General features: G+C 69.2%; 17 protein-coding genes and 1 tRNA gene. 11 read left to right on the top strand and 7 right to left on the bottom strand.

The genetic code is table 11. The annotated features are described in order from the left end of the window. The first annotated feature begins 120 nt into the window (after nt 1-120). Entirely contained in the window at nt 121-1,023 is a 903-nt protein-coding gene (locus ACIHCL_RS14420) for a rhomboid family intramembrane serine protease (RefSeq protein ID WP_399861343.1), read from the top strand. A 474-nt stretch (nt 1,024-1,497) separates the two neighbouring features. Here ACIHCL_RS14420 and crgA read toward each other — a convergent pair whose 3' ends face one another. Further along, a complete protein-coding gene (crgA, locus tag ACIHCL_RS14425; RefSeq protein ID WP_399861346.1) occupies nt 1,498-1,752 on the bottom strand; it encodes a cell division protein CrgA in 255 nt (84 codons plus the stop codon). 141 nt (nt 1,753-1,893) lie between these two features. Here crgA and ACIHCL_RS14430 point away from each other — a divergent pair, with 141 nt between their 5' ends. From ACIHCL_RS14430 to ACIHCL_RS14455, 6 genes are read left to right on the top strand one after another with little or no spacing between them, the layout of a single operon-like run. Then, complete coding sequence (locus ACIHCL_RS14430; RefSeq protein ID WP_399861348.1) at nt 1,894-2,661, top strand: DUF881 domain-containing protein; 768 nt, start codon at nt 1,894-1,896, stop codon at nt 2,659-2,661. Between the two features lie 27 nt (nt 2,662-2,688). Further along, nucleotides 2,689-3,414: a class E sortase gene (locus tag ACIHCL_RS14435; RefSeq protein WP_399861350.1), complete on the top strand. Its 726-nt coding sequence runs from the start codon at nt 2,689-2,691 to the stop codon at nt 3,412-3,414. 57 nt (nt 3,415-3,471) lie between these two features. Further along, a complete protein-coding gene (locus ACIHCL_RS14440) occupies nt 3,472-3,654 on the top strand; it encodes a hypothetical protein (RefSeq protein WP_399861353.1) in 183 nt (60 codons plus the stop codon). Beyond that, nucleotides 3,651-4,289 (top strand): aminodeoxychorismate/anthranilate synthase component II, encoded by a 639-nt coding sequence (locus ACIHCL_RS14445; RefSeq protein ID WP_399861355.1) that lies wholly within the window; start codon nt 3,651-3,653, stop codon nt 4,287-4,289. The genes ACIHCL_RS14440 and ACIHCL_RS14445 overlap by 4 nt, the downstream gene beginning before the upstream one ends. After that, nucleotides 4,286-5,830, top strand: coding sequence for a class E sortase (locus tag ACIHCL_RS14450; RefSeq protein ID WP_399861357.1), 1,545 nt, complete (start codon nt 4,286-4,288; stop codon nt 5,828-5,830). Before ACIHCL_RS14445 ends, ACIHCL_RS14450 begins: the two co-directional genes overlap by 4 nt. Nucleotides 5,831-5,857: 27 nt before the next feature. Next, nucleotides 5,858-6,586, top strand: coding sequence for a class E sortase (locus ACIHCL_RS14455; RefSeq protein WP_399861360.1), 729 nt, complete (start codon nt 5,858-5,860; stop codon nt 6,584-6,586). A gap of 183 nt (nt 6,587-6,769) precedes the next feature. On the opposite strand, the gene pknB is transcribed toward ACIHCL_RS14455, so the two are convergent. The 6 genes from pknB to ACIHCL_RS14485 all read right to left on the bottom strand — a co-directional run bounded on the left by pknB (nt 6,770) and on the right by ACIHCL_RS14485 (nt 14,801). Then, nucleotides 6,770-8,740: a Stk1 family PASTA domain-containing Ser/Thr kinase gene (gene pknB / locus ACIHCL_RS14460; RefSeq protein WP_399861362.1), complete on the bottom strand. Its 1,971-nt coding sequence runs from the start codon at nt 8,738-8,740 to the stop codon at nt 6,770-6,772. A gap of 167 nt (nt 8,741-8,907) precedes the next feature. After that, a complete protein-coding gene (locus tag ACIHCL_RS14465) occupies nt 8,908-10,362 on the bottom strand; it encodes a peptidoglycan D,D-transpeptidase FtsI family protein (RefSeq protein WP_399861366.1) in 1,455 nt (484 codons plus the stop codon). Further along, on the bottom strand, nt 10,359-11,768 hold the full coding sequence (locus tag ACIHCL_RS14470) for an FtsW/RodA/SpoVE family cell cycle protein (RefSeq protein ID WP_399861369.1): 1,410 nt from the start codon (nt 11,766-11,768) through the stop codon (nt 10,359-10,361). The genes ACIHCL_RS14465 and ACIHCL_RS14470 overlap by 4 nt, the downstream gene beginning before the upstream one ends. A gap of 23 nt (nt 11,769-11,791) precedes the next feature. Next, a complete protein-coding gene (locus ACIHCL_RS14475; protein WP_399861372.1) occupies nt 11,792-13,297 on the bottom strand; it encodes a PP2C family protein-serine/threonine phosphatase in 1,506 nt (501 codons plus the stop codon). 129 nt (nt 13,298-13,426) lie between these two features. Next, the gene (locus ACIHCL_RS14480; RefSeq protein ID WP_399861374.1) at nt 13,427-13,942 is read right to left on the bottom strand and encodes an FHA domain-containing protein; all 516 of its coding nucleotides are present in this window, start codon (nt 13,940-13,942) and stop codon (nt 13,427-13,429) included. A gap of 10 nt (nt 13,943-13,952) precedes the next feature. Then, nucleotides 13,953-14,801: an FhaA domain-containing protein gene (locus tag ACIHCL_RS14485; RefSeq protein WP_399861376.1), complete on the bottom strand. Its 849-nt coding sequence runs from the start codon at nt 14,799-14,801 to the stop codon at nt 13,953-13,955. A 316-nt stretch (nt 14,802-15,117) separates the two neighbouring features. On the opposite strand from ACIHCL_RS14485, the gene ACIHCL_RS14490 reads away from it, so the two are divergent. The 4 genes from ACIHCL_RS14490 to ACIHCL_RS14505 all read left to right on the top strand — a co-directional run bounded on the left by ACIHCL_RS14490 (nt 15,118) and on the right by ACIHCL_RS14505 (nt 20,111). Next, nucleotides 15,118-15,200, top strand: a tRNA-Leu gene (locus ACIHCL_RS14490). Nucleotides 15,201-15,646: 446 nt separating this feature from the next. Next, a complete protein-coding gene (locus ACIHCL_RS14495; RefSeq protein WP_399861854.1) occupies nt 15,647-17,272 on the top strand; it encodes a sensor histidine kinase in 1,626 nt (541 codons plus the stop codon). A 33-nt stretch (nt 17,273-17,305) separates the two neighbouring features. Then, nucleotides 17,306-17,965 (top strand): response regulator, encoded by a 660-nt coding sequence (locus ACIHCL_RS14500; protein WP_399861379.1) that lies wholly within the window; start codon nt 17,306-17,308, stop codon nt 17,963-17,965. Nucleotides 17,966-18,599: 634 nt separating this feature from the next. Further along, nucleotides 18,600-20,111: a DUF2252 domain-containing protein gene (locus ACIHCL_RS14505; RefSeq protein WP_399861381.1), complete on the top strand. Its 1,512-nt coding sequence runs from the start codon at nt 18,600-18,602 to the stop codon at nt 20,109-20,111. Nucleotides 20,112-20,179 lie beyond the last annotated feature (68 nt).

Consider the following 20,179-nt stretch of genomic DNA (forward strand, 5'->3'; position numbering starts at 1 on the left):
CTGGTCGTCCGTCCGGGAACCAATCGCCCCGCTCGTCCGTACTTGTTACATGGCGGACGGGCGGGGCCGTCTCGTGCCCGCCGACGACGAGGACCGAGGGGACGGGAAGTGAGGGGACCGATGGACGAGCAGCCGCCGGTGGGCCGGGAGCGGCATGCCGCCGCGGACGGCTCGCTCACCTGTTACCGGCACCCGGACCGCGGGACACACATCCGCTGCACCCGCTGCGACCGTCCGATCTGCCCCGACTGCATGGTCAATGCCTCGGTCGGCTTCCAGTGCCCGGACTGCGTCCGGCAGGGCGCCAGTACGGGACACGGTCCGTCCGCCGCCCGTCCGCGTACCGTCGCGGGCGCCACGGTCACGGCCGATCCCCGGCTCGTCACCAAGATCCTTCTGGGGATCAACGTCGCCGTGTTCATCGCCGTCTGGGTGAAGGGCGACGAACTGCTCAACGAACTGCTGCTGCTCGGTCGCGCGATCACCTACTACGGCGGCCCGCTGGAGGGTGTCGCCGAGGGGCAGTGGTACCGCCTGGTGACGTCGATGTTCCTGCACCAGCAGGTGTGGCACATCCTCTTCAACATGCTGGGGCTGTGGTGGCTCGGCGGCCCGCTGGAGGCGGCGCTCGGCCGGGCCCGCTATCTCACCCTGTACATGCTCTCCGGCCTGGCGGGCGGGGCTCTGACCTACTGGCTCTCCTCGCCGGTGCAGGGTTCGCTCGGAGCCTCCGGCGCGATCTTCGGCCTGCTCGGTGCCACCGCCGTGCTGATGCGCCGGCTCAACTACGACATGCGCCCGGTCTTCGTGCTCCTCGCCGTGAACCTGGTCATCACCTTCAACCCCTGGGGCGGAATCGCCTGGCAGGCGCATGTCGGCGGACTGATCGCGGGCACGCTGATCGCGATCGGCATGGTGCACGCACCCCGCGAACGGCGTGCGCTGGTGCAGTACGGCACCTGTGCCCTGGTCCTGCTGGCGGTGATCGGCATCGTCGTCGCCCGAACGGCCGCGCTGACCTGAGGGAGAACGGCCGCGCCGTCGGGCCGGAGAACGACCGTGCCGTCGAGCCCGGAAAGCAGCCGTGTCGGCGAGAGGGCAGCCGTGGGTGGGCGACCAGGTGTGGGTGACGGGGGCGGGCGGCTGCGCGTGGGGGTGATGAATGGTTCAGTTGTCCACAGCATGTGCCAGATCTTGTGCGTTCTGTGGGAACAACTGAGCCCCTTGTCGCTGAGCTGGGTTTTCCAGCAGGGACAAGGGGCGTACCGTCCCCGGACGGGGGAAGGCGCAGTCACATCGGTGTCAACGGCCGGTGAGTTATCCACAGATCGTCTGACCTTTTCCCCTGCCTGTGGATAACGCTGTGGGTAACTTGGGGCAAGGCTTGCGCGAGTGTGGGCCGCTGTGGGATTCGAGGCCCGCTGCGGAAGCGGATCGGAGGAGCTCGGAGCGGATCGGTGGGTCAGTGGATCAAAGGAGCTCAGATCCGCCGCGGCCCTACTTCCACTGTGTGGAGACGCCGAAGCCCCCGGCGATGAAGCCGAAGCCGACCACGATGTTCCAGTTGTGCAGCGACGTGATCGGGAGCTCGCCGTCGGTCACATAGAAGACGACGATCCAGGCCAGGCCGATCAGGAAGAGCGCCAGCATCACCGGCGCCACCCAGCTGCGGCCGCTCAGTTTCAAGTTGTTCGTCTGCTTCGCCGGAGGGGGCGTGAAGTCGGCCTTCTTGCGGATACGTGACTTCGGCACGAGGAACTCTCCTGTCGATGCGCTGCGTGACCGCGCAGGTATCTGTGGCTGGCGCCGGGGCGGGGTGCGAGGGGGAATGCTGCCTCCCCCAAGCGTCCGTTAGCGTAGTGCTTCCGTGGCGCCGAAGGAGATAAGGGTACGTTGAGCAATTCTGCCGACTCCCCCGGAGGACCGGGCCGCCGCGCCTTCCGGCACCCGGCCCGAGTGCTCACGGCTGCGGTTTTCGCCCTCGCCGGGCTGATCTTCGTCACCAGCGCCAACACGGCCAAGGGCACCAACATCCGCACCGACTCCTCCCTGCTGAAGCTCTCCGACCTCGTCCAGCAGCGCAGCGGCAAGAACGCCCAGCTGGACGAGACGAACGCCTCCGTACGCGAGGAGATCGACGACCTCGTCCAGCGCGACGACGGCGCCACCAAGACGGAGAACGCCCGGCTCAAGGAGCTGGAGCGGGCCGCGGGTACCGCGAAGCTCTCCGGCCGTGCGGTGTCCGTCACCCTCGACGACGCCCCGCCCGATGCCACCGCGAACCCCGGCTACCCCGATCCCCAGCCCAACGACCTGGTCATCCACCAGCAGGACCTCCAGGCGGTGGTCAACGCGCTCTGGGCGGGCGGTGCCCAGGGCATCCAGGTCATGGATCAGCGGCTCATCTCCACCAGCGCGGTCCGCTGCGTCGGCAACACCCTGATCCTCCAGGGCCGGGTCTACTCACCGCCGTACAAGATCACCGCGGTCGGCGATCCGTCCCTTCTCAAGAAGGCGCTCGACGACTCCCCGGCGATCAGCAACTACCTGCTGTACGTGAAGGCGTACGGGCTCGGCTGGAAAGTCGACGAGCACCAGGCGGTGACTCTTCCCGGCTACTCGGGCACAGTGGACCTCCACCAGGCGGAGCCGGTGCGGTAGCGAGCGGCTCGGGGGGAGGCCGGCGCGGTGTCGGTGCGACTGATCGTGCGGACGTTCAGCGAACTCTGTATCACCGTCGGCGCCCTGATCGTGCTCTTCGTGGTGTACGTGCTCTTCTGGACCGGGGTGCGGGCCGCGAGCGCGGCCGAGGACCAGATCGGCACCCTGCGCGACCAGTGGGCGCGCACCATGGCCGCCGCCCCCGCGCCGTCCACGTCTCCCGTCCCGCCCGTACCCTCCGCGGCGCCGGGTGCCGTTCCGGAGCCCGCCCCCGCGAAGTACCGGGACGGCAAGCCGTTCGCGATGCTGTACATACCCCGCTTCGGCGCGGGGTGGGAATGGCCCATCCTGGAGAACACCGAGGTCGGCACCCTGCAGAAGGGGATCGGCCACTACTCGGGGACCGCCAGCCTCGGCGAGCGGGGCAACTTCGCCCTCGCCGGACACCGCCGCACCTACGGAGATCCGTTCAAGGACTTCCCGAAGCTCCGCCCCGGGGACGCGGTGCTGCTGACGGACGGGACGACGTGGTTCACGTACCGCATCGACTGGAGGCCGTACCGGACGGTGCCGACCGACACCGGCGTCATCGACCCGGTCCCCCGCAAGTCCGGGTACGACGGTCCGGGCCGCTATCTGACGCTGACCACCTGCGACCCCGAGTGGGGCAGCAGCCACCGGTTGATCGCCTGGGCGCACCTCGATGCGACCCGGCCCGTGGCCGAGGGCGGACCGGCGGCTTTCCTCAGCTGACCCACATGTGCGCCTCGGCCCTTTAGTCTGGTTCCGGTACCGAATGGAGGGGACTGCATGTACGGCTGGATCTGGCGGCATCTGCCGGGCAACGCGTGGGTGCGCGCGCTCATCTCGCTCGTGCTGGTGTTGGCCGTCGTCTACGCGCTTTTCCAGTACGTCTTCCCGTGGGCGGAGCCACTGCTTCCGTTCGGCGACGTGACGGTCGACGGCGAGAGCGGAGCGGGGGCCGGACGATGAGTGCCCGCATCCTCGTCGTGGACAACTACGACAGCTTCGTCTTCAACCTCGTCCAGTACCTCTACCAGCTCGGCGCCGACTGCGAAGTGCTGCGGAACGACGAGGTGACCACGGCGCACGCCCAGGACGGCTTCGACGGCGTCCTGCTGTCCCCCGGCCCCGGCACCCCCGAGCAGGCGGGCGTCTGCATGGAGATGGTGCGCCACTGCGCGGCGACGGGCGTTCCGGTCTTCGGGGTCTGTCTCGGGATGCAGTCGATGGCGGTGGCGTACGGCGGTGTGGTGGACCGTGCCCCGGAGTTGCTGCACGGCAAGACCTCGCCGGTCACCCATGACGGCACCGGCGTCTTCACGGGCCTGCCCTCTCCCTTCACCGCGACCCGCTACCACTCGCTCGCCGCCGAACCGGACACGATTCCGCCGGAGCTGGCGGTGACGGCCCGTACGGCCGACGGCATTGTCATGGGGCTGCGCCACCGCGAACTTCCGGTGGAGGGCGTGCAGTTCCACCCGGAGTCGGTGCTGACCGAGCACGGCCACCTGATGCTGGCCAACTGGCTGGCGCAGTGCGGCGACACGGGGGCCGTCGCGAGAGCGGCGGGGCTCGCGCCGGTGGTGGGCAAGGCCGTAGCGTGACCGAACTCCGCCCCGAACACGACGCCGACCAGGACAGCCCGTACGAGCGAGGAGCGTACGAAGCGGGTTCCTCCGGGCCGGCGGGCGTGTTCGAGGCGGCGGGAGCCTTCGAAGAGGCGGGGGACCTTGAGGCGGCGGTCGGCCGACTGGCCGACCCGCTGAACGACCCGCTTCCGTCCTCGGCCCCGGGAGAGCACACCTCGCCGTGGTTCCGTGCGGACGTTCCGTCGTCGGAGAGTCCGGGCCCGAGGCATGGACGGGGACAGGGACGGCACCGGGCTCAGGAACGGCCGGAGCAGGAGTCGGCGCCCACCCCGGCCCCGGACCAGGCGCAGCCGTCACGGCCTTCCCCGGCGGCGCATGGCGCTCAGAAGGCGCCGCCTGAGTGGTACGACCCGGAGGGGTTCGAACGGGACTGGTACGGGCCGCGGAGCCCCGCGCCGGCGCCCGAGGCGCAGCCGGTCCGTCCGTCTCCCGCCCCCGCTTCCGTTTTCCCCGATTCCGTTCCCCCTGCTTCCCCTTCCGCGCATTCCCCTTCGGCGGACGACGAGGCGGCCGGAGCGCGGACCACGGCCCTCGGAGGCCCGGACGGCCCGCTGGAGTCGACCCGGCGGATGCCGGCCGTCTCCATCCCCGTTCCCGGGCCGGATCCGGTTTCGGACCGCGACCCGGCCTTGGACCGTGACTCGGACCCGGCGCCGGAGGAACCGCGTACCGGAGGCCGTGCCGAGCGCCGACGGGCCGCGAAGGGGCGGGGCCGCCGCCGTGCCGAACCGCGGCAGGGGCGTGCCGCCCCGGCCCCGCCGACGCCCGACAGACCCATGTCACGTGTCGAGGCACGGCGTGCGGCGCGCGCGGCCAAGGAGAGCCCGGCCGTCGTCGCCAGCCGGTTCGTCGGCGAACTGTTCATCACGCTCGGTGTGCTGATGCTGCTGTTCGTCACGTACCAGCTGTGGTGGACGAACGTGCGCGCCGTTCAGTACGCCGGCCAGGAGACGCACAAGATCCAGGACGACTGGGCGAAGGCGAAGGGCGACCGCGCCCCCGGCGCCTTCGAGGCGGGCCAGGGCTTCGCCATCCTCCACATTCCCAAGCTGGACGTGGTCGCCCCGATCGCCGAGGGCATCAGCAAGGAGAAGGTCCTCGACCGCGGCATGATCGGGCACTACGCCGAGGGCGCGCTGCGCACCGCGATGCCGTCGGACGAGCAGGGCAACTTCGCGATCGCGGGCCACCGCAACACGCACGGCGAGCCCTTCCGCTACATCAACCGGCTGGGCCCCGGTGACCCGATCGTGGTCGAGACGCAGGACACGTACTACACGTACGAGATGACGAAGATGCTGCCGCAGACCTCGCCGTCCAACATCTCGGTCATCAATCCGGTGCCGCCGGAGTCGGGATTCACCGATCCCGGCCGATACATCACGCTGACGACGTGTACACCGGAATTCACGAGTACGTACCGATTGATCGTCTGGGGCAAGATGGTCGACGAACGACCGCGCAGCAAGGGGAAGCCCGACGCGCTTCTCGACTGACACATCATCACCACAGGGACGGGTGCGGTGACAACGAGGACCGAGCACGAAGAGCTGACCGGCGAGTCCGCGCCCCCGCCTCGGCGTACGGGCCGCCATCCCGTCGCGATCGCGATCAGCGTTTTCGGTGAACTCCTGATCACGGCGGGCCTGGTCCTGGGCCTCTTCGTGGCGTATTCCCTCTGGTGGACCAATGTGCTCGCCGACCGTGCGGCGACCAAACAGGGCGAGACCGTCCGCGACCGCTGGGCGGACGGGCCGGGCGCGCTGGACACCAAGGACGGCATCGGCTTCCTGCACGTTCCGTCGATGAAGAACGGCGAGGTGCTGGTCAAGAAGGGCACCGACGACGAGACCCTCAACGACGGCATCGCGGGCTATTACACGGACCCGGTGAAGTCGGCCCTGCCCTGGGACGAGAAGGGCAACTTCACCCTGGCGGCGCACCGCGACGGTCATGGCGCCAAGTTCCACAACATCCACAAGGTGCGGTCGGGCGACTCGATCGTCTTCGAGACCAGGGACACCTGGTACGTCTACAAGGTGTTCAAGGAGCTTCCCGAGACGTCGAAGTACAACGTCGACGTGCTGCTGCCGGTGCCGAAGGGCTCGGGCGCGAAGAAGCCCAGCCGCTACATCACGCTGACGACCTGCACACCGGTCTACACGTCGAACTACCGCTACATCGTGTGGGGCGAGCTGCTGCGCACGGAGAAGGTCGACAAGGACCGTACGAAGCCGGCCGAGCTGCGCTGACGTCCCTGGCGGCGGGGGTGCCCTCCGGCCGGGGCACGCCCCGGGTGGTTCCGGTGGTTTCTTCCGTCACCATGGGCACGGTGGCAACACGGCCGTGCCGTCACCAAGGCCATGGTGACGGAAGCGGAAGGGCCCCGGTCACCCGTTGCCGGGTGACCGGGGCCCGATGAGGCCGGGGCCGGGTCAGTGCCTCCGCTCGCTGTCCGGGCCGCCGAAGGAGTTGCCGTCCCCGCCGCCCGGAATGGTCATCACTTTGACCTCGCTGTTCTTGTCGGCCTGTTGTCCCTGGCCGGGCTGGGAGGCGACGATCCGGGCATCGTCGTTGTTCGGGCCCCGCACCTCGCCGAGCCGTAGTCCCGCCCCGGCGAGCAGGTTCTTCGCCTCTCCGAGGGACTTGCCCTGGATCTCGGGAACCGTGGTCTGCTCCGGCTGCTGCGGTCCCTTGGAGACGCTCAGGACAACCTGCACATCTTTCGCCTGCTTGCTGGGACCGGAGGGGGTCTGACCGGTGACCGTACCTGCTGGTTCGTCCGAATCCACCGGCGTCTGAGAGACGTTGGTGAAGCCAAGGGGCGTGAGCTGGGCCAGTGCCTGCTCGACGGTCCGACCGCGGACGTCCGGCAGATCCGCCATCTGCTGCTTGGCGACCGTGATCGTGATCTCGGAGTTCTTCTCGGCCTTCTCGCCGCCCGCGGGGTCCTGCTTGATGACCGTGCCCGGGTTGGCCTCGGACTCGACCGCGGTGACGTTGACCGTGAAGCCCTTCTCCTCAAGGAGCTTGCGGGCGTTGGCCTCGGACTTCTCCGTGACGTCCGGGACCTCGACCTTCGGTGCACCGGTGGAGACGACGACCGTGACGGTGTCCTTCACCGGCATCTTGCCGTCGGCGGTCGGGGTCTGGCTGCAGATCTTGCCCTTGGGCTGGTCCTCGCAGGGTTCCTGTGAGCCGACCTTGAGGACGACATCAGCAGTGTCCGCGAGTTTCTGGGCCTCGTCCACGGTCGATCCGACCAGGTTCGGCACACCGACCTGGTCGTTGTCGGTGCTGCTGAACATCGATTTGCCGATCAGTATCGCGCCGATCAGGACCAGGAGACCGGCGACGACCAGCAGGATCGTCGAGGCGTTGTTCTTCTTCTGGCGGCGACGGTCCGGGCGGTCGTCGTAGCCGTAACCGCCGTCGTCCGGGTTGACGGGGGGAAGCATGGAGGTGGCGCCCGCGCCGTGCTGGTCGGCGGAGTGCAGCGCCGTGGTGGGCTGATCGCCGTAACCGCCGCCGTAACCGGGCGCGGCCATCGCCGCGGCGGCGACGGGCTGACCGTCGAGGCACGCCTCGATGTCGGCGCGCATCTCGTCGGCCGACTGATAGCGGTAGTCGGGGTCCTTGACCAGGGCCTTCAACACGATCGCGTCCATCGCGGGCGTGATCTCGGGGTCGAAGTTGCTGGGCGGCTGCGGCTCTTCCCGGACGTGCTGGTAGGCGACCGCGACGGGGGAGTCCCCGACGAACGGCGGCCGGACGGTGAGCAGCTCGTAGAGCAGGCAGCCCGTCGAGTACAGGTCGGAGCGTGCGTCGACCTGCTCGCCCTTGGCCTGCTCCGGCGAGAGGTACTGGGCGGTGCCGATGACGGCCGCGGTCTGGGTCATCGTCATGCCGGAATCGCCCATGGCGCGGGCGATGCCGAAGTCCATGACCTTGACCTGGCCGGTGCGCGTCAGCATGACGTTCGCCGGCTTGATGTCCCGGTGGACGATGCCCGCGCGGTGCGAGTACTCCAGCGCCTGGAGGATGCCGATGGTCATCTCCAGGGTGCGCTCGGGCAGCAGCTTGCGGCCGGAGTGCAGAAGCTCCCTGAGGGTCGATCCGTCGACGTACTCCATCACGATGTACGGGATGGAGACCCCGTCGACGTAGTCCTCGCCGGTGTCGTAGACGGCGACGATCGCCGGATGGTTGAGCGACGCGGCGGACTGGGCCTCACGGCGGAACCGGGCTTGGAAGGACGGGTCGCGTGCCAGGTCGGCCCGGAGTGTCTTCACAGCTACGGTGCGGCCGAGCCGGGTGTCGTGTGCGAGGTAGACCTCGGCCATGCCACCACGGCCGAGCACCGAGCCCAGCTCGTACCGGCCGCCGAGGCGACGCGGCTCTTCCATAACTGTTCCAGCCCTCTCCGTCAGTCCCGACCGCACCGATGCGCGGTCCGGCGGTGTGCTGCTCGCGCCTACGCTACCGGCCGCGCACTACCCGGTCGGCCCGGAGACCGGACCTGATACCTGACCGGTATCCGAAGGTGCAGGTATGACCCTTGGTGTGATGGTCATCACCTCTTGTTGATGACCGCGTTCATGACGGCCTTGGCGATCGGGGCGGCCAGACCGCCACCGGAGATGTCGCCCCGGTTCGCGTCGCCGTCCTCGACGACCACGGCCACGGCGACGGGAGAGCCCTTGTCGGTCTTGGCGTACGAGATGAACCAGGCGTACGGCTTCTCGCTGTTGTTGAGGCCGTGCTGGGCGGTACCGGTCTTGCCGCCGACCGTGACGCCGGGGATCTGGGCGTTCTTGCCGGTGCCGTCCTGGACGACCGTCTCCATCATCGACTGGAGCTTCTGCGCGTTCTCGGCCGAAAGGGGCTGGCCGAGCTGTTCCTGCTTGTGGGTGTAGATGACGTCCAGGCCGGGCGCCTGGCGCTGGGCGACCATGTACGGCTGCATCAGCTTGCCGTCGTTGGCGACGGCGGCGGCGACCATGGCCATCTGGAGCGGGGTGGAGCGGTTGGACGCCTGGCCGATGCCGGCCATGGCGTTCTGCGGCCGGTTGTCCTTGGGGTAGACGCTGGCGTTGGCCCGTACCGGGGTGAAGATCTCCTTGTTGAAGCCGAACTTGTCCGACTGGTCGATCATCTTCTGGTTGCCCAGGTCATCGCTGATCTTGCCGAAGACGGTGTTGCAGGACCACCGCAGAGCCTCCCGGAGCGAGGCGTTCTCACACGGGATGTTGCCCTCGTTGTTCAGCGGCCGTGTCGACAGGGGCAGCTGCCAGGGCAGCGGCGAGTTCGTCTTCGCGTCGATGTCGGTGTACAGCCCGTTCTCCAGGGCTGCGGCGGCGGTGACGACCTTGAAGGTCGAGCCCGGCGGGTAGGTCTCGCGCAATGCCCGGTTGAGCATCGGCTTGTCCTTGTCCTTCAGGAGCCCCTGCCAGGCTTCCGTATCCTTCTTGGAGTTGCCCGCGAAGGTCGAGGGGTCGTAGGAGGGGGTGCTGGCGAGGGCCAGGATGGCTCCGGTCTGCGGGTCGAGTGCCGCGACGGCGCCCTTCTTGTCGCCGAGCCCCCTGAACGCGGCCTTCTGCGCGGCGGAGTTGAGGGTGGTGACGATGTTGCCACCCTGCTTCTTCTCACCGGTGAACATCGACAGCGTCCGGTCGAAGAAGAGCTGGTCGTCGTTGCCGGTGAGGATGCCGTCCTCGAGCTTCTCGATCTGCGAGGCGTCGAACGCCTGGGAGGAGTAACCGGTCACGGGGGCCCACATGGGGCCGTCCTTCCAGACCCGCTTGTACTTGAAGTCGCCTTCCTTGGTCTCGACCGAGCCGGTGACCGGATTGCCGTCGACGATGATGTTGCCGCGCTCGTGCGCGTAGCGCTCGATGCGGACGCGGCGGTTCTCCTTCCGGCTGTTCAGTTCGTCGGCGCGCACGTACTGGAGGTAGTTGGTGCGCACGAGCAGAGCGAGGATGAGGACACCGCAGAAGATCGCGATCCGGCGCAGGGGCTTGTTCACGTTCGGACCACCTGGGTCATCTCGGCGTCGGGGGACGGTGCGGGGGCCGGTGCGGGGCGGCGGGCGGTGTCGCTGATCCGGATCAGGATGGCGATCAGCGCCCAGTTGGCGAGCACGGACGAACCACCGTAGGCCATGAAGGGCATGGTCATACCACTGAGCGGGATGAGCCCCGTCACGCCGCCGGCGACCACGAAGATCTGGATCGCGAAGGCGCCGGACAGTCCGACGGCGAGCAGCTTGCCGAAGGGGTCGCGGGCGGCGAGCGCCGTACGGATACCCCGCTCGATGATCAGGCCGTAGACCAGCAGGACGGCCATCATTCCGGCCAGGCCCAGCTCCTCGCCGACGGTGGAGAGGATGAAGTCGGCGTTGGCGGCGAACATGATCAGGTCGGAGTGGCCCTGGCCCAGGCCGGTGCCGAGCGTGCCGCCGGAGCCGAAGGCCATCAGCGACTGGGCGAGCTGATCGCTCTGTGCCCACGTCGCCTCGGCGAACGGGTCGAGCCAGGCGTTCACACGGGACTGCACATGGGACTCGAAGGACGCGACCCCCACGGCGCCGACCGCGGACATCAGCAGACCGAAGACGATCCAGCTGGTCCGTTCCGTGGCGACGTACAGCATCACCACGAAGAGGCCGAAGAACAGCAGCGAGGTACCGAGGTCGGTCTCGAAGACCAGGATCAGGATCGACAGGGCCCAGATCGTGATGATCGGACCGAGGTCCCGTCCGCGCGGCAGGTACATCCCCATGAAGCGGCGACTGGCCAGCGCCAGCGCGTCACGTTTCACCATGAGGTAGCCGGAGAAGAACACCGCGATCAGGATCTTGGCGAACTCCCCCGGCTGGATGGAGAACGGGCCGAGGCTGATCCAGATCTTGGCGCCGTTCACCGCGGGGAAGAACATCGGCACGATCAGCAGGACCAGCGCCACGGCCATCGAGATGTAGGTGTAGCGCTGCAGGATGCGGTGATCCTTGAGGATCATCAGCACGGCGACGAAGAAGGCGACGCCGATCGCGGAGTAGAGCAGCTGCTTGGGGGCGTCCGGACTGTACGCCCCGTACAGGTATTCAGCCCGTTTGATCAGTCGTTCCGACTGGTCGAGCCGCCAGATCAGCACCAGCCCCAGACCGTTGAGCAGGGTCGCCAGCGGCAGCAGCAGCGGGTCCGCGTAGGGGGCGAACTTGCGCACCACGAGGTGGGCGACGCCGCCGAGCAGGATGAGACCGCCGCCGTAACCCAGCATGCCGGGCGGGAGTTTGCCGTCGATGGCGAGCCCGACGTTGGCGTACGCGAACACCGAGATGCCGATGGCGAAGACCATCATCATCAACTCGGTGTTGCGACGGCTGGGCGCGTCGATCGCGCCGATCGTGGTGGTATTCGTGACAACGCTCATGGTGCTGAAGGCCCCCTACGGCTTTACGGCTTACCGCACTGCGGGACCAGCTTTTTCTCTTCCGCCGAGAGGCTGGGACCGGGAGTGGGGGTCGCTGCGGTCGACTTGGTCTTGGAGGCGCCCGGTTCGTCGAACGCCTTGGTGGCGTCCGATCCCGTGCCACCGGCCCGGGCCTCGTCGGAGTGGGCCTTCTCGGCCGCGCGCCGCTGGGCGTCCTTCTTGCAGGCGGATGCCTGGAGGGCGAGTTCGTCGATCTTCTCGCGGGCGGAGACGAGGTCGCTCTCGGCGATCGTCGACTCCACCTGCTTGCGCTGATAGGCCGGGAGGTACTTGAGTTCGATCTCGGGGTGGTCCTTCTCGACCTTCGAGAGCGAGACCCACGCCAGGTCCTGGCTGATGCCCCGGAACAGCGCGACGTGCTCGTTGTTCGCGCCGACGTAGAACTGGTTCTGGGTCCAGCGGTAGCCGCTGTAGACGCCGCCGCCGATGACGGCCAGCGCCAGGGCGGTGTAGAAGGACCTTTTGAGCCACTTCCGGCCGCCGCCCGGCTTGACGAAGTCCTCGTCGGTGTACGCGTCGAAGGAGCTCTCGGGCAGCTCTCCGTAGTCGGCGGCGTCGCCGCTCCCGGGCGGCCCGAACCCGCCCGCGGGAGGCGGTACGGGGCGGCCCAGGCCGGCCGCCCGCCCGGCGGGGGTCTGCATGGCGGCCGTGCTCTCGGCGGCGGCCATCTGCGCGGCCTGGTTCTCGGCGACCGCGCCCACGACGACCGGGATGTCGTTGAGCCGCCCGGACAGGGTGTCGCTGTTGTCCACGTCGAGGACATCGGCGACGATGCAGGTGATGTTGTCCGGGCCACCGCCGCGCAGGGCGAGCTGGATCAGTTCCTGGATGGTCTCCTGGGGGCCCTGGTAGCTGGCGAGGGTCTCCTCCAGCGTCTGGTGGGAGACGACGCCCGAGAGCCCGTCGGAGCAGATCAGATAGCGGTCTCCGATCCGCACCTCACGGATGGAGAGATCGGGCTCGACGTGGTCGCCACTGCCCAGCGCCCGCATCAGGAGGGCCCGCTGCGGGTGGGTGGTGGCCTCCTCCTCGGTGATCCGGCCCTCGTCGACCAGCCGCTGGACCCAGGTGTGGTCCTGCGTGATCTGGGTGAGCACACCGTCGCGCAGCAGATACGCACGGGAGTCGCCGACGTGGACGAGACCGAGGCGCTGCCCGGTCCAGAGCAGGGCGGTGAGCGTGGTGCCCATGCCCTCCAGCTGGGGGTCCTCCTCGACCATCATGCGCAGCTGTTCGTTGGCCCGCTGGACCGCCGAGCCGAGCGAGGTGAGGATGTCCGAGCCCGGGACGTCGTCGTCGAGCTGGACGAGAGTGGAGATCACCTCGGAGCTGGCGACCTCGCCGGCCGCCTGACCGCCCATGCCGTCGGCGATGGCGAGAAGGCGCGGACCGGCGTAGCCGGAGTCCTCGTTGCCCTCCCGGATCATGCCCTTGTGCGATCCGGCGCCGAAGCGCAGGGAAAGACTCATGCGCACCTCGCCCGTCGGCTCGGGGTACCGCCGGTCTCGAGCCACACTGCCCACCCTCCGGTCGGGAGCCGGGCCGGGGCCGTTGCCCGGGCTGCTGCGGCTCGCTCGCTCCGCTCGCTCATTGTCGTACTACTTCCGCAGCTCGATGACGGTCTTGCCGATACGGATCGGCGCGCCCAGCGGAACAGGCGTCGGGGTGGTGAGCCGGGTCCGGTCGAGGTACGTGCCGTTGGTGGACCCGAGGTCCTCGACGATCCACTGGCCGTCACGGTCCGGGTAGATCCTGGCATGCCGGCTGGACGCGTAGTCGTCGTCCAGCACGATCGTCGAATCGTGGGCCCGTCCCAGCGTGATGGTCTGCCCCTGGAGCGCGACCGTGGTGCCGGTGAGCGACCCCTCGGAGACGACCAGCTTCGTGGGCGCTCCGCGGCGCTGGCGGCCGGACTGCTGGCGCTGCTGCGGCGGCGCCGCGGCGCTCTGTCGCGCCTGCTGTGGTCGTGCGTCGTTCGCGGTGCGGCGCGAGCCGCGCTGCGTGACGCGCGTTCCGAACAGATCGCTGCGGATGACCTGGACGGCCACGATGACGAACAGCCACAGAACAGCCAGGAAACCCAGCCGCATGACCGTCAGGGTCAGCTCTGACATTGCCCCCGCTTCACCCTTCGGCTTGCCGGTAAACGATGGTGGTGCTGCCCACGACGATCCGCGAGCCGTCGCGGAGCGTAGCGCGGGTGGTGTGCTGCCCGTCCACCACGATGCCGTTGGTGGACCCGAGATCCTGGATCGTCGAGGGCGTTCCGGTCCGGATCTCGCAGTGCCGGCGCGATACGCCGGGATCATCGATCCGCACGTCGGCGTCGGTGCTGCGCCCCAGTACCAGCGTCGGGCGGGAGATCTGGTGCCGTGTGCCGTTGATCTCGATCCAGCGCCGCACCTGCGCGTTCGACGGGGAGCCGGGGCCGGGGGCTCCCGGCGGCGGGGCCGTGGGCATGGGCGGGGCGGCGGTGGGCGGGTATCCGTAGCCGCCGGTGGGCTGCGGGGTACGCCCCTGGCCCGGGTACGGGGACTGGCCGTGCTGTCCCGGGTGGTTCGGCGCGTCCGGCCGACCGAGGTCCTGGTGCTGTGACGAACTCGACGCCAGGGTGCGGCTGCGCACCCGGTAGAGACCGGTGTCGAGGTCGTCGGCCTTCTCCAGGTGGACCTTGATCGGGCCCATGAAGGTGTACCGCTGCTGCTTGGCGTAGTCGCGGACCAGCCCGGAGAGTTCGTCGCCCAACTGGCCCGAGTACGGGCTGAGTCGCTCGTAGTCGGGGGTGCTGAGCTCGACGATGAAGTCGTTGGGGACGACGGTCCGCTCGCGGTTCCAGATCGTCGCGTTGTTGTCGCACTCGCGCTGGAGGGCTCCCGCGATCTCCACCGGCTGGACCTCGGACTTGAAGACCTTGGCGAAGGTGCCGTTGACCAGACCCTCGAGACGCTGCTCGAAACGCTTCATGACTCCCATGGGGCACCTCCTCCGTTGTGGTCGTCCCGGTACTGCTTACTGATCGTATCCACGCGTCGGGAAATCGGCTGGTTCCCCTTGTCTGCCCTGTGGATGAGTGTCACCTCTCACACGGATCGTAGAGGCGGCCTCCTGACAGTGTCCCGCACAAGGGGGGTACTGAGGAGGAGTGGGGGGCGGCCGCTCGGCGTTCCCGGTTCCCGCCAGGTCTTCGATGAAACAACGGATGTGAATCCACCCTCTCCAGCGTGCTAATCTTCCGGATGTCGCCAGGCGAACGCACCAAACGGTGGGGGAGCCCGGAAACACCACTCATGCGCGAGTGGCGGAACGGCAGACGCGCTGGCTTCAGGTGCCAGTGTCCTTATGGACGTGGGGGTTCAAATCCCCCCTCGCGCACAAAGGAAGAAGCCCCACGGATCAACGATCCGTGGGGCTTCTTCGTTTCCGGTGTGCCATGACATTTTCGGCCCTTTCCGGCACTTCCCGTCGTTCCTGTCATTCGGAGCAGCTTTCCGGTGTTCTGCGACGCTCCCTGGTGTTCATGGTGGCTTCCCGGCGTTCTCGGTGCTCTCGAAGGGGCTCCTGGTGTTCTCGGCGCTCTTGGGGTGTGGTCGGATCCCTTCTGTTTCCCCCTCGCCCACCCCGGTCTTCTCGTGATCTCCATGCGCGGGGCGAAGACTTTCGTCGGAGCGGGGGCGACGAAAGTGGGGCGTCGCAGGCATACGGGGCTGTCTAGGGTGCAAGACGTGTACGCGATATCGAAGCTCCGGGCCGGGTGGCGGTGGTGGGCCGCGCCCGAGCTGTGGTCCCGGCGCAGAACGGCCGGCGAGGCGGTGCTGGCCATGGTGCTGGGGCTGCTCGCGGCCGGCACGGAGGAGTTGCTGGGCAGCGGGGGACCGCGCTTGTGGGCGGTTTCGGTCGCGGTCGTGGTGCTGTCCCTGATGAGGCGCCGACTCCCGGTGACGGTGCTGGTGGTGACCTCCGCCCTGGCCGGTCTCTCCGGCGGCTTCGCCTTGCTGCTGATGGTCGTGGCCTGGAGTTCCGGGCGCAGGATCGCGGGGGCGGGGCGGGCCCTGGGCGCCTTCACCGCCTCGTACGCGCTCTACGCGGGGCTGACCGTCGCGATGAACTGGACCTCGCTGCGCCCCCTGACGCAGGTCCTGTTCACCACTCTCTACTTCCTCGCGACGACGCTCGTGCCCGGTCTCGCCAGCCGGTACTGGACACAGCGCCGTACCCTGCTGCACGCCCTCCAGGAGCGCAATGCCCAGCTCATCCGCGAGCGGGCCATGATCGTGGGCCAGGCGCGGCTCATGGAGCGCCAGCGGATCGCTCAGGACATGCACGACAGCCTCGGTCATCAACTTGCGCTCATCTCCGTCCACACGGGTGCGCTGGAGGTCGACCGGGAGCTGACGGAGCGGCAGCGGGAAGTGGTCGGGGTGCTGCGGGGCGCCTCGGTGCACGCGATGCACGAGTTGCGCGAGGTCGTCGGCATTCTCCGGGACGGCGTCGAGGCACCGGCGCACGGCGCCGAGGGCGGGCAGCCGGCGGCGCGCGGGACGGCGGGCATCGAGGAACTGACGGAGGCCGCGCGGGCCGCCGGGAGCGCGGTGCGGCTCCGCCGGACCGGCGAGGTGCGGGAGCTGGCGGGCCCCTCGGACCGGGCGGCCTATCGCATCGTCCAGGAGGCGCTGACCAACGCGTACAAGCACGCACCGGGTGCGGCGATCACGGTCGAGCTGCGCTACGAGCCGGATTCCTTCGTCGTCGAGATCGTCAACGGGCCGCAGAGCGAGGCGCAGCCTGCGGGGGAGGTGGTGAGCGGCGGGCAGGGGCTGCCCGGTCTGCACGAGCGGGCCCGGCTGGTCGGCGGCATGGTGCACACCGGCCGGACGGAGAACGGGGGCTTCCGGGTGGCCGGAGTGCTTCCCTACGGCACCGAGGGAGCGCCCGGGGGTGTGGTGGGGGCGCCGTTGGTCGACATGGAGGACGACTTTCGGCAGCAGTCGCAGCAGGCCCCGCAGGGGAACGGTGGTCCGGTCATGGACTGGACGGTTTCCGAGCGGGAGTTGGCGATGGGCGGCAACAGGAGGAGCACGGGCACCGGGATCGCGCTGGGCTGCGGCATAGGAGTGGGAGCGCTGGTGCTGCTGGTGCTGGCCTGTGGATGGGGCCTTTACTTCCTGACGACGGAGCTGGACAAAGCGACGATCGAACCGAGCCAGTACGAGTCGATCAAGGTCGGGACGCCCGAGGACGAGGTGCGGGAGCAACTGCCGGCCGGGGATACATTCGTCGTGGCCGGACTGGACCGAGAGGGGCCACAGAAGCCGGCCGGGGCACGGTGCCTGGTCCTGATGTCCACCGAGCTGGGCGACGACCTCAATACCGAGCCCGTGTTCCGGTTCTGTTTCCGGGACGGCAAGCTGATCGAGAAGAGGTCCTACGAGGTCGTCGGCAGATGAGGCGCCCGGGACGAGTGCGGGGGTGCGAGTGAAGTGACGGGGCAGCCGATCAGGGTCGTCATCGCTGATGACGAGCCCCTCATCCGGGCCGGGATACGGATGATCCTCACCTCCGACCCCTCCATCGAGGTCGTCGCGGAGGCCCCCAACGGGCGCGAGGCCGTGAAGCTGGCCCGTGCCCACGCGGTGGACGTGGTGCTGCTCGACATACAGATGCCGGTGATGGACGGGCTCACGGCGCTGGCGGAACTGCGTACGGCGGCTCCGAAGGCGCGGGTGATCGTGCTCACCACGTTCGGTGAGCGGGAGAACGTCCTGCGGGCGCTGGAACAGGGAGGCGCCGGCTTCCTGCTCAAGGACACCGCCCCGGCCGAACTGATCCAGGCCGTGCGGGCCGCGGCGGCTGGGGACGCGTATCTTTCGCCCGCTGCCACCCGGCATGTGGTGGATCAGCTGAGCCTGGGGCGGGCCGCGGTCCGGGGTGAGGAGGCGCGGCAGCGGGTCGCGGCGCTCAGCGAGCGGGAACGGGAGGTTCTCGCCCTGCTCGGGGAAGGGCTCTCCAACGCGGACGCGGGCCGTCGCCTGCACATGAGCGAGGCGACGGTGAAGACGTATGTGAGTCGGATTCTGGCGAAGCTGGGGTGTGACAACCGGGTCCAGGCCGCTCTGCTGGCGAGGGACGCGGGGCTGTAGAGGGAGGTCTGGGTGGGGGCCGCCCATGGCCGGTTCGACCTGGGCTGCGGGGCGTCCGGTGCGAGACGGAGTGGCGGGGACTGGTCGGGCCGTCGGGCCGTTGAGCTGTGTTTCACGTGGAACACCCCATTGTGGGGAGTTCTGTGATGTGGGTGTTCTCGTACGGAATCGTCCCGGTCCTCGTTCCCTTGCCGTCGTGGGGCGGGCCTGGCGATGACCTGACTGGTCGGTCCGGCCGGGTCCTGGCGGCGGAAGGCGGCCGTCGGTGACGGAAGGCAGCCTCGGTGACGGTTCCGGCGGGGACGAATCGGGTCGGCACCACCGATGCCGCCGAAGCGGTCGGGCGAAGGGACGCACGGGCGGGGCGGCACGTCGGGACCGACGCCCGGACTGGTACAGAGCACCAGGGGCTGGAGGGAGCCGTCGGCGTCCGACCGGGGCAGCCGACCGGGGTGTCCGACCGGGGCAGGATCGCCGTTCGCGGACTGGTGAGTCCACAGGTTGGGTGGAAGTTTTCCACAGAATTGTCCACAGGGGGAGACGGCTTTCGGCGAGCAGAGGTAGCGTCATCGCGATCGATCTGCGACGGGGCGCAGGGCCGGTGGCAGGACGGACTCGGGGGAGGCTGCGCGGCATGCGCGACATCGAAGCGACCGCGTCGGGGCGGGAGGCGGCGGGCCGGGCGACGGTGCCGGACGGAGCGGCGGCGCCGGATCAGGGGTCGGCGGCCGGGCGTCCGCGCATTCCGGCCGTGCCCGGATTCGTGCCTCGGGTGCGCACGGTGGCCAGGGGCGGCGGGCAGGTGTCGCGGTCGCCCAAGGCGGCGGGCAAGGCGCTGCGGGAGCGGGTGCCCAGGGCCTCGCACTCGTCCTTGGTCCTTCCGTCCGCTCGGCCCGATGCCGTGCGAGCGGTCGAACAGTCGAATCTGGGCAGGGTTCCCGCTCTCGCCCCGATACGGGTGGGGCGGATGGCGGCCACACCGTTCGCCTTCCTGCGTGGCTCGGCCGGACTGATGGCGCACGACCTGGTGGGCACGCCGGTCAGCGGGGTGGGTGCCCAGCTCTGCGGCGATGCGCATGCGGCCAATTTCGGGTTGTACGGCGATGCGCGGGGCAGCCTCGTCATCGACCTGAACGACTTCGACGAGACCGTGTTCGGCCCCTGGGAATGGGACCTCAAGCGCCTCGTCACCTCGCTGGTGCTGGCCGGGCGGGAGGCCGGGGCGGACGAGGACACCTGCCGCCGGGGCGCGTACGACACGGTGGGCGCCTACCGGCGGACGATGCGGCTGCTGGCCGGACTGCCCGCGCTCGACGCCTGGAACGCCATCGCGGACGAGGAACTCGTCTCGCACACGGACGCGCGGGATCTGCTCGGCACGCTGGAGCGCGTCTCGGAGAAGGCCCGCAGCAACACCAGCGCCCGTTTCGCCGCCAAGTCCACCGAGGACTCCGGGGAGGGAGGCCGCCGCTTCGTCGACGCCCCGCCCGTGCTGCGGAGGGTTCCGGACGAGGAGGCCGCGGCGGTGGCGGCGGCGCTGGGCGGCTACCTGGACACGATCCCCGAGGAGCTCGTGCCGCTCCTGGGCAGGTACGCCATACACGACGTGGCGTTCCGGGTGGTCGGTACGGGGAGCGTCGGCACCCGGTCGTACGTGGTGCTCCTGCTCGATCACCGGGGCGAGCCCCTGGTGCTCCAGGTGAAGGAGGCACGGCCCTCCGCACTCGCGCCGTACCTGCCGGCCATCGGGTTCGACGTGCCGGAGGTGGCGCACGAGGGGCGCCGGGTGGTGTCGGGGCAGAGACGAATGCAGGTCGTGAGCGACATCCTGCTGGGCTGGGCCACCGTGGACGGGCGTCCCTACCAGGTACGGCAGTTCAGGAACCGCAAGGGCAGCGTGGACCCGGCGGCTCTGGCGGCCGACCTGGTGGACGACTACGGCCGGATGACCGGGGCGCTGTTGGCGCGGGCCCATGCGCACAGCGCCGACCCGCGACTGATCGCCGGATACTGCGGCAAGAACGATGAACTGGACACGGCGGTGGCCGCGTTCGCGGTGACGTACGCGGACCGTACGGAGGCGGACCACGCTGAGTTGCTGCGGGCCATAGCGGCGGGACGGATAGCCGCCGAGCGGGGCGTGTAGGGCGTGCGGAGGCGGTGTCGCGCCACCGTGTGTCCTCGGGGCGGCGGCGGTGCCCATACGCTGGTCGG

It is taken from the genome of Streptomyces sp. NPDC052042 (assembly GCF_044548345.1).
Taxonomy (GTDB): domain Bacteria; phylum Actinomycetota; class Actinomycetes; order Streptomycetales; family Streptomycetaceae; genus Streptomyces.

What these genes read in the sequence shown, in the direction of transcription:
- ACIHCL_RS14420 (WP_399861343.1), top strand. Translation starts at nt 121, where the DNA reads ATGGACGAGCAGCCGCCGGTGGGCCGGGAGCGGCATGCCGCCGCGGAC.
- ACIHCL_RS14475 (WP_399861372.1), bottom strand. Translation starts at nt 13,297, where the DNA reads ATGAGTCTTTCCCTGCGCTTCGGCGCCGGATCGCACAAGGGCATGATC.
- ACIHCL_RS14485 (WP_399861376.1), bottom strand. Translation starts at nt 14,801, where the DNA reads ATGGGAGTCATGAAGCGTTTCGAGCAGCGTCTCGAGGGTCTGGTCAAC.
- pknB (WP_399861362.1), bottom strand. Translation starts at nt 8,740, where the DNA reads ATGGAAGAGCCGCGTCGCCTCGGCGGCCGGTACGAGCTGGGCTCGGTG.
- ACIHCL_RS14440 (WP_399861353.1), top strand. Translation starts at nt 3,472, where the DNA reads ATGTACGGCTGGATCTGGCGGCATCTGCCGGGCAACGCGTGGGTGCGC.
- ACIHCL_RS14445 (WP_399861355.1), top strand. Translation starts at nt 3,651, where the DNA reads ATGAGTGCCCGCATCCTCGTCGTGGACAACTACGACAGCTTCGTCTTC.
- ACIHCL_RS14470 (WP_399861369.1), bottom strand. Translation starts at nt 11,768, where the DNA reads ATGAGCGTTGTCACGAATACCACCACGATCGGCGCGATCGACGCGCCC.
- ACIHCL_RS14505 (WP_399861381.1), top strand. Translation starts at nt 18,600, where the DNA reads ATGCGCGACATCGAAGCGACCGCGTCGGGGCGGGAGGCGGCGGGCCGG.
- ACIHCL_RS14480 (WP_399861374.1), bottom strand. Translation starts at nt 13,942, where the DNA reads ATGTCAGAGCTGACCCTGACGGTCATGCGGCTGGGTTTCCTGGCTGTT.
- ACIHCL_RS14495 (WP_399861854.1), top strand. Translation starts at nt 15,647, where the DNA reads ATGGTGCTGGGGCTGCTCGCGGCCGGCACGGAGGAGTTGCTGGGCAGC.